Genomic DNA, 15,970 nt, shown 5'->3' on the forward strand with positions numbered 1-15,970 from the left:
GGCGCTATTCGGTCCCCTCGGACACGATACCGATCTCTATGGCTTCCTCAACCGCGCCCGATAGGCCGGATTCACCCGACATCGCCCGATACCTCGTTCCCGAGGAGATCCGGGAGCGCGACCACCTGCAGCGCACTCCGGGCTATCGGCGCGGGCACCGGATGGCCCTCGTCCAGCACCACAGCCCGCAGGTCTTCCAACTCGGCCGGGTCGATCGCGGCGAGATCGGCGGCGTCGGTGAACAGATGCGTCACCCACTCCTCCGCGAGCAACGTCCACGGGTCGGCTTCCGCCGATTCGGCGTCCGCGGCGATCACTATCGAAGCGCCCGCGCTGCCCGCGGCCACTGCCTCGAGCACGGCGGTCACCGACTCCGGGCGGCCGTGCCGGTAGGTGCGGGATTCGAAGGTCAGCCCGGTCCGAGCGGTCAACCGAGACGCCGCGGCCGCCAACGCGTCGTAGGACACGCCATACCGCTGTGCAGGATCCACTCCCGCCGGCACGACCGCCGGATCGTCTCCGCGCAACGTTCGTATCCGATTCGCGTACGTCACCGGCCGCGGCGATTGGGCGGCGATTTCGGCGACCACCGCAGGATCGTCGAACGCCAGCCAGTCGACACTGCCGATAGCCGACGCACGGCTCCCCGCCTGGCGCACGACATCGGCCGCGGCGACCAGCCCCACCTTGACCTCCAGCTCGCCGGGCAGCGCCGCGTCGACCGAGGGCACCGGAACCAGCGCGGCCCCGGCCTCGAGCACCGCCCAGACGGTCACGACCGCATCGATGCCGCGATCCAGGCGGATCGCCACGCCGGTGCCCGGCCCGCAGCCGCGCGCGATCAGTGCCCGCGCCAGCCGCGACGATCGGGTGTGGATGTCCTGGAACGACAACGCCTCCTCACCCCACACCACGGCGGGTCCGTCCGGATCGTCCTCAACCGCGACAGCGAACAGCCTGGTCAGCGCGGTGCCCGCGGTCGGCGCCGCGATCTCGGTTCCGGCCACATCCCTGGTCGCCTCCGGAGTGGCGAATACGCGATTGCGCTCGTCGGCATCGAGTATGTCGATATCACCGACGCACACCTCCGGGTCGGCGACCACCGAAGTGAGGATGCGTTCCAGCCTGCGTCCGAAGGCCTGGGCGGTCGACTCATCGATGACGTCGGTCGCATAGGTGATCACGGTGATCAGATCATCGAGCGACCCGTCGGCGCGGTGCCGTGGCTCCACGGTCACCTGGAGATCGAACTTCGCCGCAGCCGCACCCGCGTCCAATGCCGCCACCGTCAGTCCGGGCAGCTCCAGGGTCGGCTGCTCGGCGTTCTGGAACGAGAGCATCACCTGGAACAGTGGGCTGCGCGACGTGGTGCGTCCAGGAACGACCTTCTCCACCACCCGCTCGAACGGGATGTCCGCGTTGGCGAAGGCCGCCAGGTCGGTCTGGCGGGCCTGATCGACCAGCTCGGCGAAGGTCGCCCCGGTATCGACGGCGGTGCGCAGCGTCAGGGTGTTGACGAACATGCCGACCAGATCATCGAGCACGCGTTCGCCGCGGCCCGCGATCGGCGTGCCGATGGCCACGTCGGAGTCGCCGGACAACCGGGCCAGCAGCACGGCCAGCGCCGCGTGCACGACCATGAACAGCGTCGAATTGTGCTCGCGCGCCAGCTTGGCCAGCGCCGCGTGCACCTCGGGCGCGATGGCGAATCCGGTGTTGGCTCCACGCATCGTCGGCACCGCGGGGCGCGGACGATCCAGCGGCAGATGCAGTTCGCCGGACAGCCCGGCGAGTTGTTCGCGCCAGTACGCCAACTGGCGTGCGGCCACCGAGTTCTCCTCGTCGTCGGTGCCGATGACACCGCGCTGCCAGATCGCGAAGTCCGCGTACTGCACCTCCAGCGGCGACCAGCGCGGCGAGTTTCCGCGGACCCTGGCCAGGTAGGCGGTCATCAGGTCGCGGGCCAGCGGGGCCATCGAGGCGCCGTCGGCGGCGATGTGGTGTGCGACCATGGCCAGCAGGTGTTCGTCCGGCCCGGCCTCCAGCAGCAGGCCGCGCACCGGAACCTCGTCGGTCACATCGAATCCGGTGTGCATCAGCTCGGTGATCCGGCCGATCGGGTCGTCGGTGGCGGCCACCTCCAGTCCATTGGGCAGCGCCTCGGCGACGGACAGGATCTCCTGGTACGGCAGCCCGCCCGGCCCGCTCGCCGGGTAGCGCGTGCGCAGCGATTCGTGCCGCTCCAGCACGTCCGCCAAGGCGTAGCGCAACGCGGACACGTCCAGCACGCCGGTCAATCGGATCGCCAGCGGAATGTTGTAGGCGGGCGAAGCAGGATCGAACTGGTTGAGCACCCACATCCGCTGCTGCGCCAGCGACAGCGGCACCGGCTCCATCCGCTCGGCGCGGACCAGCGGCGGTCGCGCCGCGCCACCCGCGCCGGGCACCACGCGGGCGGCCAGCGCGGCGACGGTGGGCGCCTCGAACAGTTCGCGCACCGCGAGATTCGCGTCCAGCGCCTCGTTGATCCGCGCGACCACCCTGGTGGCCAGCAGCGAATTGCCGCCCAGCGCGAAGAAGTCGTCGTCGAGGCCGACCTCGGCGGCGCCGAGCAGTCCGGCGAACACCTCCGCCACCGCCTGCTCGACCGGCGAACTCGGCGCACGGAAAGCCGCCGCGCCGACGAACTCCGGTGCGGGCAGGGCCCTGCGGTCCAGCTTGCCGTTCGGCGTGAGCGGCAGGACGTCCAGCACCACGACGGCGTCCGGAACCATGTAGCCGGTCAGGAACTCCGATACTTGGGCCCGCAGCACGGTCGAGTCGAGTGTGGCGCCGGCGTCCGGGACGACGTAGCCGATCAGGCGATCGCCCGTGTGCTGGTCCGAGCGGACCAGCACCACGGCCTGGCTCACGCCGGGGCAGCGCAACAGCGCCGATTCGATCTCGCCGAGTTCGATACGGAAGCCACGCAGCTGCACCTGCTGATCGCCGCGGCCCGCGTACTCCAGGGTGGCCTGACCACCGAAACCGACCCAGCGGCCGATATCGCCGGTGCGGTACATCCGAGATCCAGGCGCGCCGAACGGATTCGCGACGAAGCGCACGGCGGCCAGACCGGGACGGCCGAGGTAGCCGCGAGACAGCTGGGCGCCCGCGACGTAGATCTCGCCCGCCACGCCGACCGGCGCCGGGTTCAGCCGATCATCGAGCACATAGGCGTCCAGGCCGGGCAGCGCGCGGCCGATGACGCTGGCCGCGTTGTCCGCCATCTGCTCGTCCAGCGACAGGAACGAGACGTGCACCGTGGTCTCGGTGATGCCGTACATGTTCACCAGCCACGGCGAATCCACGGGATGACGCTCGTACCAGCGCCGCAACTGGCGCAGATCCAGCGCCTCGCCGCCGAACACCACGTAGCGCAGCGCGAACTTGCCCTGCTCCTTCGGGTGCGCGGCCCGGTCGGCCTCGGCGAGCTGGTAGAACGCCGACGGGGTCTGGTTGAGCACGGTGACCTGTTCGCGAATCAAGAGCTCACGGAACTGCTCCGGCGATCGCGAGGTCAGGTAGTCGACCACCACCACCGTGCCGCCGTTGGCCAGCGCGCACCACAGCTCCCACACCGAGAAGTCGAAGGCGAACGAATGGAACAGCGTCCACACGTCGGTCTCGTCGAACTCGAACAGCAGCTGGGTGTTGGCGAACAATTCGATGACGTTGCGGTGCGCGACGCCGACGCCCTTGGGCACGCCGGTGGAGCCCGAGGTGTAGATGACATACGCCAGGTTGTCCGGACGCAATGGTGCGATGCGGTCGGCGTCGCGGATCGGGGCGTCGTCGAATGCGGTGGCCGGCCCGAGGATGTCCTCGAGCAGCAGCACCGGAATAGTGCCCGCGGGCAGCGCTTCCCGCTCCGCGGCGGTGGCCAGGATGCAGATTGGTGCCGCGTCGGCGAGCATGAACTCCAGTCGCTGCACCGGATAGGTGGTGTCGATCGGCAGGTACGCCGCACCGGCCGTCAGCACCGCCAACAGCGCGACGGGTAGCTCCTCGGTCCGCGGGACCGCGACGGCCACCAGCGACTCCGGGCCCGCGCCCTGCGCGATCAAGGCACGGGCGACCCGATTCGCTTGGCGTTGGAACTCGCCGAAAGTCAGTGTGGTGTCCCCGAATCGGATCGCGCCCGCGTTGGGCCGCCTGCGCGCCTGCGCGCGGATCAGGTCCACCAGGGTTACTTCGGGCACCACGGCGCCAGGGGTGTTCCACTCGTGCAGCACCAGTTCGCGCTCGCCGGGCGCCAGCACGTCGATATCGCCGACGGTCGCCGTGGCGTCGAGGGCCACCGCGTGCAGGATCCGGCCGAAGCGATCGGCGAAGTCCTGCACGGTCGCCTCGTCGAACAGATCGGTGGCGTAGGTGAAGGCCGCCGACATGCCCCGCGCGCCGCCCTGCCGGTCGAGGTTCTCCACCAGCGCCAGTTGCAAGTCGAACTTCGCCAGCGGCACCGCGAGGTCCACCGCGGATACCGAGAGCCCGGGCAGCTCCAGCTCGGTGCGGGCCAGGTTCTGGAAGGTCAGCATCACCTGGAACAGCGGGTGACGCGCGGTCGACCGCACCGGGTCGAGCAGCTCGACCAGCCGCTCGAACGGAACGTCGGCATGGCCGAACGCCTCGACGTCGATCGTGCGCACTTCGCGCAGCAGCTCGTCGAAGCGCACGCCAGGGTCGATTTCGGTGCGCAGCACCAGCGTGTTGACGAACATGCCGATCAAGTCGTCCAACGCAGCTTCGCCGCGGCCGGCGACGGGGGTGCCGATGGCGATGTCCCTGGTGCCCGACAGGCGGGCCAGCAGCACGGCCAGCGCCGCGTGCACCACCATGAACAACGTCGAATTGTGCCGCTGCGCAAGACTGCTCAGCCCGGCATGCACCTCGGCGTCGATCTCGAAGCCGAGCGTGGCGCCGTGCTGGGAGGCGACCGCGGGACGCGACCGGTCCGCAGGCAGCTCCAATTGCTCGGGCAGCGCGGCCAATGCGGTGCGCCAGAAGGAGATCTGCTGCGCCAGCACGGAATCCGGGTCGTCCTCGGCGCCGAGGATCTCGCGCTGCCAGATCGCGAAGTCGGCGTACTGCACCTCGAGCGCCGGCCATTCCGGCGCGCCGCCATGCATCCGGTCCAGGTAGGCGCTCATCAGGTCGCGGGTCAGCGGACCCATGGAGAAACCGTCGCCCGCGATGTGGTGCACCACGCAGATCAGCACATGCTCGGTCTCGCTCAGCACGAGCAGGCGCACCCGCACCGGCGGCGCGGCGGTGACGTCGAAACCCTCGGTCACCGCGGCGGCCACGAGCGCGGGCACCTCGGACTCCGCGGCCTGCTGGACCACGAGCTCCGGCACGGCACGCGGATCGGCCGTGGGCAGCACCAGCTGGTAGCCCTCGCCGTCGACTTCCGGGTAGCTGGTTCGCAGCACCTCGTGCCGCTCGGCGAGATCCCGCATCGCAACGCTCAGCGCGTCGACGTCGAGCCGACCCGATAGTCGTACCGCGACCGGGATGTTGTTGACCGCGCTGGCCGGATCGAATCGGTTCAGGAACCACATGCGCTGCTGGGCGTAGGACAGCGGCACCCGCTCCGGGCGCGGACTCGCGTGCAGCGCTCGACCCGCGGCCGAACCCGCGTGCTGCTCCACCCTGGCGGCGAGCGCGGCGACGGTGGTCGCCTCGAACAGCAACTGCACCGGCACCCGCAGGTTCAGCGCCGCCCCGATGCGCGCGGCGGCCTGCGCGGCCAGCAGCGAGTTGCCGCCGAGTTCGAAGAAGTCGTCGTCCGCGCCGACGCGGCCGTCCTCCTCGGGCACCAGCAGCGCGGCGAACACCTCGGCGACGATCTCCTCGACCGGCGTCGAGGGCGCGCGGAACGCGCGCGCGGCGAAGACGGGTTCGGGCAGCGCCGCGCGGTCGAGCTTGCCGACCGGTGTCAGCGGGATCTCGTCCAGCACCATGATGGAGGCGGGAATCATGTACGCGGGCAACGACTCTCCGGCGAATTCGGCGAGCGCGCCGGTGTCCACGTCGAGCCCCGACCGGGGCAGCACATACGACACCAGCGCGGTCGCGCCCGACGGCAGCGCCTTGCCGAGAGTTGCCGCGAAATCGATGTCCGGGTGGCTGGTGAGCGCGTTGTCGATCTCGCCGAGTTCGATGCGGAAACCGCGGATCTTCACCTGGAAGTCCGAGCGGCCGAGGTATTCGATGGCGCCACCGTCCTGGCCGGCGGATTCGGTGCGGCGCACCAGGTCTCCGGTGCGGTACAGCCGCGCGCCGAGGTTGCCGGTGTCGGCGCCGAACGGGCTGGCGACGAACCGCTCCGCGGTCAGCCCCGGCCGGCCGAGATAGCCCTGCGCCAGCGCGAGACCGGACAGGTAGAGCTCGCCGACCACTCCGGCCGGCACCGGCCGCAAGCGTGAATCGAGCACGAACGCACCGACCCCCGGGATGGGCGTGCCGATCGTGATGGGCTCGCCCGGCGCCATCGGCGGCGTGCTGGTGGCGAGAATGGTTGCCTCGGTGGGCCCGTAGCCGTTGTAGAACTCGCGCTCGCCCGCCCAGCGGCCGACGAGTTCCGGACCGAACTTGTCACCGGCCACCACCACGACCTGGAGATCGTCCAGACCGGCCGGATCCACCGATTCCAGGGCGCCCGGGGTGATGAGCATGTGCGTGACGTGCTCGCGCCGCAGCAGATCCGCCAGTTCGAAACCGCCGAACACGGTCGGGGGCGCGATCACCAGCGTCGCGCCGGAGGAGAACGCCAGCAGCAGTTCGAGCACCGAGACGTCGAAGTTCGGCGAGCAGACGTGCAGTACCCGCGATTCCTCGGTCACCCCGTAGTGCTCGCGCTCCGCGGCTACCAGCCCGGCCAAGCCGCTGTGCGAGACCACGACGCCCTTGGGCTTCCCGGTCGATCCGGAGGTGTAGATGACGTAGGCCGGGTGCCGCTCGTCCAGCGGGCGGACCCGGTCGGTGTAGGAGATGGGGTGGCCCGCGCGCGCGGCGATCCGGGCGGACAGCACCGGGTCGTCCAGCTCGACCCAGTAGGCGCCGGTACCGAGCACCGCGCGGTGCGCCGAGGTGGTGAGACCGACCTCCGCGCCGGAATCGGCGATGATGTGGTTGATCCGGTCGGCGGGGTAGGTCGGATCCACCGGCACGTAGGCCGCGCCGGTCTTCGCGATGGCCCAGACCGCGACCACCGACTCCACGCTGCGCGAGATTCCGATGGCGACCACGTCGCCGGGCCCGACACCGCGCTCGATCAGTTCCCTGGCCAGCCGCGAGGACGCCGCGTCCAATTCGGCGTAGGTGAGCTCCCGATCGTCGGCCGGATCCCCCGTCGGGTTGAACCGGATCGCGACCTCGGTGGCGGCGGACTCGACCGCGGCGGTGAGCAGTTGACCGAAGAGGGGACTGCCCGACCTGCGGCGACGGCTACCACGAGCGGAGCGACGGGCGGTTTCCATTCGAGTGCATTCACCTCTCGCATCGAGCCAGGACCCGGACATATCCAGACCGAGGGTCTGTTTCTCGGGCCCAGCGCGGTCCGAGCAATCATATAAGGGACTGATCGGTAAGCCCGCGCGCCGTACTTGGATTGCCGCGGCTACCGCGAGTGCGGTCCGCGCCCCTACTGCTTCCCTACCGTCCTCTCGTCGAACACCGCCGGATTCCCCTGGAAGCGGCGTCTTGCCTGATGCCTGTCGTTATATCGGCGCAGGGACGGTCATGTTGCAGGCCTGCCCCGCATCGGTGAACTTGTTCACAGCCACCCGCGCCGGGTCGCTTGCACCCCCGCCTGGAATCTGGTGCTCGCGCCGAGCCGCTCCAGCAGCCGGGCGGTGCGGCGGACCACCGTGCGCCGCGACATCCCGAGTCTGCGTGCGATGGTGTCGTCGGTGGCGCCGAGCCCCATCAGGGTCAGGATCGCACGGTCGCGTTCGTCCAGCGCCTCGGCGGCCGGGTTCACCGAGATGGGCGCGGCCATCGTCCACAGCACGTCGAAGGTCTTGATCAGCAACTCGAGCGCGGGAGATCCGGTGATGCGCAGCCCCATCGGATCGGGCCTGCGTTCGTCGGCGTGCAGCACCAGGCTGGCCCGCTCGTCGTCGCTGATGATCAGCTTGAACGGCGGCTCGGGCAGCGTCCTGGCCTGCGCGCCACTGGCATTGGTGGACAGCGCGTGACGCAGGCGTTCGGGGTCCTGATAGACAGTGTCCTGATACAGCGTCTGGTAACGGATGCCGTCGCCGAGCCTGGCTCGTTTGAGCTGGAACAGCTGCCGCTCGCGCTCCGGATCGCTGAGGTACGGTCCGCGTTCGACCAGCTTGACGCAGCCGCGCGCGCCGGTCTGCAGCTCCTCGAAATCCGCCAGCATTTCCAGCCGCTCGTACACCGGCACCACGGCGCCGTTACCGCGCGGTGAGCGGCGCACCGAACGGAACGTCTCGCTCAGTCGCGCCGCGGCGGCGTGCATCTGGTTGATCTCCTGTTGCCTGCGCCGCGCCTCGGATTCCGACAACGATTCCGGTGCGTGCGCATCCCAGACGGGGCCGCCGTCGTGCCTCTCGATGCGGACCGCGGCGCGTAACTCACACAACACATCCAACGAGTCGGCGGCGAGGTCTTCCGAAACGCCCAGGTACTGCGCGATATCGGCGAGACTCGATCGCGGATGGTGCACCAGCACGGCATAGGTGCGGCCGTGCGGTGACCCAGGCTCGAAGATATGGCCCAGCTCGATCACGGCCCGAGCCTAGCGACCGACCGGTGTTGATGGGGCGGGTCCACAAGACCCGAGCGCGCATCGCTTCGCGCCGCATCGGGGTGCGGGAAGCACCGCGGCGCGCAACTGTGCGATGGTCGGAATATCAAGCCGGACAGGGAAATCAGTGCGCCGACGGGCCCCACTGCATGGGCACGCCCTTGGCGGAGAGGTAGGGCAGCGGGTCGATCTTGGCACCGGCCTGATCCCAGATCTCCAGGTGCAGATGCGGTCCGGTGGACTGACCCCGGTTGCCGACGGTGGCGATCACGTCGCCCGCGTTCACCCGCTGGCCCTCGTGCACGAACATCTCGTTCACGTGGCCGTAGACCGCGGTGGTGCCGTCGTCCTGCAGCACGCGCACCCACAGGCCGAACCCGGAGGCCGGACCCGCTTCGATCACCGTGCCGTTGCTCACCGAGTGGATCGGGGCCCCGAGCGCGTCGGCGAAGTCGAGGCCATAGTGCATGGCGCCCCAGCGGCTGCCGAAGCCGGAGCTGATCGCACCGCCCACCGGGCGCACCGCTGACGGCGGCGCGACCTGCTGCTGCACACCCCTGAGTGCCTCCTCCGCCTGGGCCAGCGGCGCGACGATCTCGGGCGGGAGATTGGGGATGCCGAAGGGGGTGGCGACCGGAGCCGCGATCGCGGTGGCCGCGACGGGAGCGGGCGCCGGGGCGGCCTCGGCGACCGGCTCGGCGGCGGCCTTGGCCTCGGCAACCGGAAGGTTGCCCGTGCCCTTGACCGTGGTGGGCGCGGCGGCCGACTCCTCGTCGGCATCGTGCGCGCCTGGCAGCAGCGGGGAGGCGTACGCGAGTGCCGGGGCGACCTGGCTGGCGGCGCCGATCAGCGCGCCCGCGGCGACCGCGGCGCTCGCGGCGGCCTTCACCCGCTCGGCCGCGGACGGCTCGGCGCGGTGCCGCGTCGGCCGGTCCGTGGCGCCGCCCTCGCCGAGGAGGCTCTGCACGGTAATGGAACTGGGGCCTACACGGTGCTGCGACAAAGCTTGATCCTCGGTCGACGTACAGGGTCCGGATGCCGGGGCCCGGCGCCGAACCGGGTTTAATAACGATCCGGTGACGACGAGCAGATAACGGTTTGGCATCCGTTGTGATGGGAACTCTACCTCGTCGTGACCATTCCGCAACCTTCGGCGGAGAATTCGCAGGTGAGGCACGGGTCACACGTCCAGATGGGCGAGACTTGGACCGTGATCATGGACCACTTGGCCGTCCCGATCGTGCTCGCCCCATGGCCAGCGGCCCCTCCACTCCCGGAACTGACCGCCGCCGGTCGCCGAGGCGGGCGGCTTCGGCCGAGTGGCCGCCGGGTACCTGAGCGCCGCCGACACCGCCGCATGCCGACGAGGTCGACCCCTAGGCGGGCCGAAACATGCTCCGGCACCGGAAACACCAGCCGGGACCTGATCCGCACACTGGCGGCAGACACGAAAACCGCACTGGAAAAAGCACTTTGACACCGAATCCAGTGTTGTTGACAACGAATGTCGATTAGACTCGGGGCGCATCGCATCGACGTCCAGCACTGGAGGAGAGCGTTATGTCCCTTGATGTCCCCACCGCACTACTCGAACGCGCCGAGCGCGGCGAGGTCGACGACGCCGACTTCGTCGAGGTCGTGCGCAATTCGCTGCCGTACGCCTGGGAGGTCGTCAGCCGGGTGGCCGGTGAACTGCGGTCCGGCGGCACCGCGGAATTCGCCGACAACACGGTCGCCCCGCCAGACGAGGTGGCCCGCGGCCAGCTGCTGCGCGCCATGGCTTCCGACGCCATCCGCGGCGGACTCGAGCGGCACTTCGGGGTGAAACTCGCCTTCCAGAACTGCCATCGGGTCGCCGCGTTCCCGCTGTCCGCGGTCGGCGGCGAGACCTACACCACGTTCATCGGCACCAGGGCGCAGCTGCTCAACCAGAGCCCCGAACTGCGCAACTGCTGATCGGCGCGACCTGAACACCCGGCGCGGCAAACCGTTTCGGTCCGCGCCGGGTGTTCGTTCGGACAAGTCCGGCACATCCGCGCGTCGCCACCGTTCAGCGCGATACCGCGCGCGTAGGGTGAACCGCCATGAGCAGCAACGATCTTCGTGATGAGGTCGAAGCCCGGCTGGCGCCGTGGCAGCAACAGCTCGGAGCGGACCGCGCCGCATACACCAATCACGTACTGCGCGTCCTGGCGCTGTGCGATCTACTGGCCGCCGATCAGCAACCTCCGCCGAGCGCCCGCGAGGAATACCTGACCGCGGCCACCCTGCACGACATCGGCATCTGGTCCGCGGGCACCTTCGACTACCTGGGCCCCTCCTGCGACCTGGCCCGAGCCTGGCTGGCGAGCATCGACCGCGACGACCTGACCGGCCTGGTGGTGTCGATGATCAACGAACACCACCGGATTCGCCCGGCGGGCCCACCGCACGACCCGGTCGAGATCTTCCGCCGCGCCGACGCCATCGATGTCGGACGCGGTCTGCTCAGGCGGTTCGGCGTCTCCCGCGCCGCTTACCGCGATCTGGCGAAACGCTATCCGAACCACGGCTTTCATCGCACATTGGTCCGCCTGACCGCGCGACGGCTGCGGACCAACCCCGCGTCACCACTGCCGATGGTGAAGTGGTGACGCGGGGCGGTCCCGGGAAGGAAGGCGTCAGCCGAGGGTGGTGACGTCCAGGTCGCCGTCGGCGTACTGGCCGCGCAACCGCTTCTTGTCGAACTTGCCCACGCTGGTCTTGGGGACCTCCGCGATGAAAGTCCAGCGTTCGGGCAACTGCCATTTCGCGAACTTGTCGGCCAGGAACTCGCGCAGCTCTTCGGGCTTGGCCTCGGCGCCCTCGGCCAGCACGATCGCCACCAGCGGGCGCTCGTCCCACTTCTCGTCCGGCACGCCGATCACCGCGGCCTCGGCCACCGCCGGGTGGCCGATGATGGCGTTCTCCAGATCCACCGACGAAATCCATTCACCACCGGACTTGATCACGTCCTTGGAGCGATCGACCAGGGTGAGATAGCCGTCCGGGCTGATCTTGCCGACATCACCGGTGCGCAACCAGCCGTCGTCGAACTTCTCCGGGTCCACCGGCGTGCCCTCGGGCGAGTAGTAGGAGCCGGTGATCCACGGACCGCGCACTTCCAGCTCGCCGAGCGCCTCCCCGTCGTTCGCGACCACGCCCGCGTCGCCGACCAGGCGGGCCTGCACGCCGGCCGGGAACCGGCCCTGAGTCACCCGGTAGGCCCACTGCTCTTCCTCGGTGACCGCGGTAGCGGGTGGATGGGCGACGCTGCCCAGCGGCGAGGTCTCGGTCATGCCCCACGCGTGCAGCACCCGCACCCCGTGCTTGTCCTCGAAAGTGTGCATCATCGACGGCGGAACGGCCGAGCCGCCCACCACGACCGAGCGCAGGTGCGTGATGTCCTGCGGATTCGCCGCCAACGCCGCCAGCACCCCGCCCCAGATGGTCGGCACCGCGGCGGCGAAGGACGGCTTCTGCGCGGCCATACACTCCAGCAGCGGACCAGGCTGCAGGAACCGGTCCGGCATGAGCAGATTCGAGCCGGACAGCAGCGCCGCGTACGGCAGGCCCCAGGCATTCGCGTGGAACAGCGGCACGATGGCAAGGATGGTGTCGGTTTCGAACAGGCCCATCCCGTTGTTCGCGCTGACCTGCATGGCGTGCAGCCAGTTGGAGCGGTGCGAATACACCACGCCCTTCGGGTCGCCCGTGGTGCCGGAGGTGTAGCACATCGCGGCGGCGGAGCGCTCGTCGATCACCGGGAAGTCGTAGGTGTCCGGCTGCGCGGCCAGCAGTTCGGGGTAGGAATGCACCTGCACGCCCTCGGGGGCGTCCAGCGTCGCCGCGTCACCGTTGACCACGATGACGTGACGGACCGTCGTCAGGTGCGGAAGGATCTGGGCGAACAGCGGCACCAGCGTGCCGTCCACCAGTACCACCTGGTCTTCGGCATGGTTGGCCACGTAGACGACCTGTTCGGGGAACAACCGGATGTTCAGCGCATGCAGCACCGCGCCCATCGCGGGCACCGCGATGTAGGCGACCAGGTGTTCGTTGTTGTTCCACATGAACGTGCCGACCCGGTCGCCGACCCCGATCCCCAACCCGCGCAGCGCGTTCGCCAACCGCGCCGACTCGACGCCGACCTCGCGATAGGTCATGGTGCGCACGCCGGTGCCGGTCCAGGTGGACACGGTGGAATCTCCGGCGAACGTCGATGCGTAGCGCAGCAACGTGGCCAGCGACAACGGCTCGTCCTGCATAGTGCTGAACATCGGAACTCCTCTTTTCTTCGGTGACTTCCGCTCAGAAAGCCAAGTCCGTTTCGGCCACCTTCGGGGTCTCCGACGTGATCCCGTAGAGCAACCCGATCCACCGGGCCACTTCGGGATACAGAATCGGTTTACCGCTGGTGAGCACGGCACAGGTCAGTGCGCGCTCGGGGTCGGCCCAGGCCACGTTGTTCGTGAAGCCGAGATGGCCGAAGGCGCGCCTGGTATCGGGGCCGAACAGGCTGAACACCCGGCCGCCGAGCATCGGCCCGTACCCGAAGCCGAAGTTCATGCCCAGCATGAGGTCGGGCTCTATACGGGACTGTGGCACCAGCGCCGCGGCGATGGTGCCGGGCCGCATCAGGCGCACGCCGTCGAGTTCGCCGCCGCGGCGGAAGATCTCGTAGAAACGGGTGAACTCCACGGCGGTGCTGACCAGATTCGCAGCGGGCGCGATGACACTCAGATAGGCCGGATCGTTGCCGGTCTCCACGGCCTCGGCGAAGCTGATCCCGAGCAGCCGGTCCATGGCGCTGGACAGCGGTGGCAATGGCGGCATCCCGGTCGGATAGTTGTGCGCGAGACCGTTGCCGTGCGCGTGGCCCAGCGCTCGATCGAAGACGACCTGCCCGTGCCTGCGCACGCACACCTGGATGGCGGGATGCACGCCGCTGCGGTACACCAGCCGCATCCGCCGCCAGATGCGCTCGGCGTAGTCGGGCGCCAAGCCGAGGTCGGTCGGCGCCACCTCGGCGCCGATGGATGCGACGGAATCGAGATCTTCCGGGATGTGACTGCGTCGGACCAGGTCAGGAAGTCTCGGCAGGGTCGGTACGCGCGCAAGCATGGTTCAGCACGCATCGACCATGAGCCACATCACACCGGGGATGCTACCCAACGGTAGACCGCGGCGGGCAAGGCCTCGGAGATTCCCGAACCCACCCGTCCGACGGCGGATGCCCTCAGTTTCGCTGCTCAGCTCGGTACCGCGACCTCGGCATGTGCCGGATAGGCATGGACGACAGCGCTGTTCAGCTTGGGCACCACTTGGGTGAGCGTGTGCTCGGCGTCGTGCGCGACCCGGTGTGCGTCCGCGAGCGTGATCGTCGGCGTGACGTCCAGTTCCACGTCGGCGTGCAGACGATGCCCGATCCAGCGCATCCGCAGGCTGCGCACGCCTTGCACGCCCGGCTCGGCGACCAGCGCCCGCTCGGCCGCCATGACCAGCCCCGGCTCGACCGCGTCCATCAACCGGCGCAGGACGTCGCGCGCCGCGCTGCGCAATACCGCGAGGATCGCGATGGTGATCAGCAGACCGATGATCGGATCGGCCAGCGGGAAACCCATGGCCACTCCCCCCGCACCGAGCAGCACGGCCAGCGACGTGAAGCCGTCGGTGCGCGCGTGCAGACCGTCGGCGACCAGCGCCGCCGAGCCGATCCGCCGCCCGACCCGAATCCGGTAGAGCGCGACCGTCTCATTGCCGAGGAACCCGATCAGTCCTGCCGTGGCGACCCAGCCGAGATGGTCGATCGGCACCGGATCGAGCACCCTGCGCACCGCCTCGTATCCCGCGATCAGCGCGGACAGGGCGATCATCGCGACGACGAAGAGCCCCGCCAAGTCCTCCGCCCTGCCGAACCCATAGGTGTAACGCCGGGTAGCCGCCTTGCGTCCGAGCGCGAACGCGATCCACAGCGGCACGGCCGTCAGCGCGTCGGAGAAGTTGTGAATGGTGTCGGCTGCCAGCGCCACCGAACCGGACGCGGCGACGATCAGCAGCTGCACCGCCGCCGTGCACCCCAGCACGACCAGGCTGAGTTTGACCGCGCGGATGCCGATAGCGCTGGACTCGAGCGCGTCGTCCATGCTCTCGGCGGCGTCATGGCTGTGCGGGACGAAGATTTCGCGCAGCGCGCCGAGCAGGCCCGTCCGGTGCTCATGATGGTGCCCGTCGTTGCGGTGCTGATGCCGGTGGCCGCCGTGCTGGTGACCGGGATGTCCGTGCCGGTGTTCGCGTGCGTGAACGTCCGGCGCGCGACGACCGCAGGTCCCGTCACTCGCCGTAACTCGTGCTCCGGCAGCATGTTTCGCCCAGCTCATGACGCACTCGACTCATCCGGGCGGGGCAGTTCCCGCACCGCGCCCGCGCCGCGGTGGTGCGCCGGAACGCCAGGTCCCGCGTGCTCGGCGTTGTACACCGCGTCGACCACCAATTGCCGGACGTGCTCGTTCTCCAGGCGATAGAAGATCGTCGTGCCGGACCTGCGCGTGTCCACCAGACGCGCCATCCGCAGCTTCGCCAAATGCTGCGACACCGAGGACGCGGGCTTGCCGACCTGTCCGGCCAGGTCGGTCACCGACAGTTCACGATCGACCAGTGCCCACAGCACCTGCACGCGCGTCGGGTCGGCCAGCATCCGGAACACCTCGACAACCAGCCCGACCTGATCCTCCGCGAGCGGAGGCCGTATTTTCTGGCTATCTGCATTCATACGCAGATAATAGAACATACAGATGGCCTGGTACAGCGCGCCGCTCCGGGCCGGCGTGGCGGCGGCACCCCCTGCATTGCCGCCGACACACCGGTCGACCCCGAATCCGAACAGCTTTCTGTCCTAGTCGAGTGTGGCGCTAGTGCGCCAGCAGATCGGCCGGATATCACCCGAATGAGACAAACGAATTTCTCAGGCGCACCGGCGTTTTCGGTTCGCACCGACACCTACCCCGTTGACCAGCACGAATAGTGCAATGCCAGATCGCAGTTCGTGCGCATGCTGTACACACAACTGCACGTGCAAGGAGAACGTTCGAGTGCCGGACACCTTCGGCCGCGCGACATTCGCGGGCACCTCGC

9 protein-coding genes are annotated in these 15,970 nt (G+C 69.2%); 2 read left to right on the forward strand and 7 right to left on the reverse strand.

Features of this window, described 5'->3' with window-relative positions; genetic code table 11:
* Window positions 1-71: 71 nt before the first annotated feature.
* The 3 genes from OHA40_RS11895 to OHA40_RS11905 form a co-directional block, all read right to left on the reverse strand.
* Window positions 72-7,520 carry an amino acid adenylation domain-containing protein gene (locus OHA40_RS11895; RefSeq protein ID WP_330233107.1) on the reverse strand — a complete coding sequence of 2,483 codons (7,449 nt, stop codon included), beginning with the start codon at window positions 7,518-7,520 and terminating at the stop codon, window positions 72-74.
* Between the two features lie 296 nt (window positions 7,521-7,816).
* Window positions 7,817-8,800 (reverse strand): LuxR C-terminal-related transcriptional regulator, encoded by a 984-nt coding sequence (locus OHA40_RS11900; RefSeq protein WP_330233108.1) that lies wholly within the window; start codon window positions 8,798-8,800, stop codon window positions 7,817-7,819.
* Between the two features lie 142 nt (window positions 8,801-8,942).
* Window positions 8,943-9,821, reverse strand: a complete 879-nt coding sequence (locus OHA40_RS11905; RefSeq protein ID WP_330233109.1) for a M23 family metallopeptidase — start codon at window positions 9,819-9,821, stop codon at window positions 8,943-8,945.
* A gap of 557 nt (window positions 9,822-10,378) precedes the next feature.
* Between OHA40_RS11905 and OHA40_RS11910 the strand changes: the two genes are divergently transcribed.
* The gene (locus OHA40_RS11910; RefSeq protein WP_330233110.1) at window positions 10,379-10,774 is read left to right on the forward strand and encodes an SCO5389 family protein; all 396 of its coding nucleotides are present in this window, start codon (window positions 10,379-10,381) and stop codon (window positions 10,772-10,774) included.
* A gap of 128 nt (window positions 10,775-10,902) precedes the next feature.
* Window positions 10,903-11,451, forward strand: a complete 549-nt coding sequence (locus tag OHA40_RS11915; protein ID WP_330233111.1) for an HD domain-containing protein — start codon at window positions 10,903-10,905, stop codon at window positions 11,449-11,451.
* A gap of 27 nt (window positions 11,452-11,478) precedes the next feature.
* On the opposite strand, the gene OHA40_RS11920 is transcribed toward OHA40_RS11915, so the two are convergent.
* The 4 genes from OHA40_RS11920 to OHA40_RS11935 all read right to left on the reverse strand — a co-directional run bounded on the left by OHA40_RS11920 (window position 11,479) and on the right by OHA40_RS11935 (window position 15,608).
* On the reverse strand, window positions 11,479-13,116 hold the full coding sequence (locus OHA40_RS11920; protein WP_330233112.1) for a long-chain fatty acid--CoA ligase: 1,638 nt from the start codon (window positions 13,114-13,116) through the stop codon (window positions 11,479-11,481).
* 31 nt (window positions 13,117-13,147) lie between these two features.
* Window positions 13,148-13,960 (reverse strand): serine hydrolase, encoded by an 813-nt coding sequence (locus OHA40_RS11925; protein ID WP_330233113.1) that lies wholly within the window; start codon window positions 13,958-13,960, stop codon window positions 13,148-13,150.
* A gap of 128 nt (window positions 13,961-14,088) precedes the next feature.
* Window positions 14,089-15,216, reverse strand: a complete 1,128-nt coding sequence (locus tag OHA40_RS11930; protein WP_330233114.1) for a cation diffusion facilitator family transporter — start codon at window positions 15,214-15,216, stop codon at window positions 14,089-14,091.
* On the reverse strand, window positions 15,213-15,608 hold the full coding sequence (locus tag OHA40_RS11935; protein WP_330233115.1) for an ArsR/SmtB family transcription factor: 396 nt from the start codon (window positions 15,606-15,608) through the stop codon (window positions 15,213-15,215). The genes OHA40_RS11930 and OHA40_RS11935 overlap by 4 nt, the downstream gene beginning before the upstream one ends.
* Window positions 15,609-15,970: the final 362 nt, after the last annotated feature.

Origin of the sequence: Nocardia sp. NBC_00508 (assembly GCF_036346875.1) — a bacterium.
In the GTDB taxonomy this organism is placed as follows: Bacteria; Actinomycetota; Actinomycetes; order Mycobacteriales; family Mycobacteriaceae; genus Nocardia.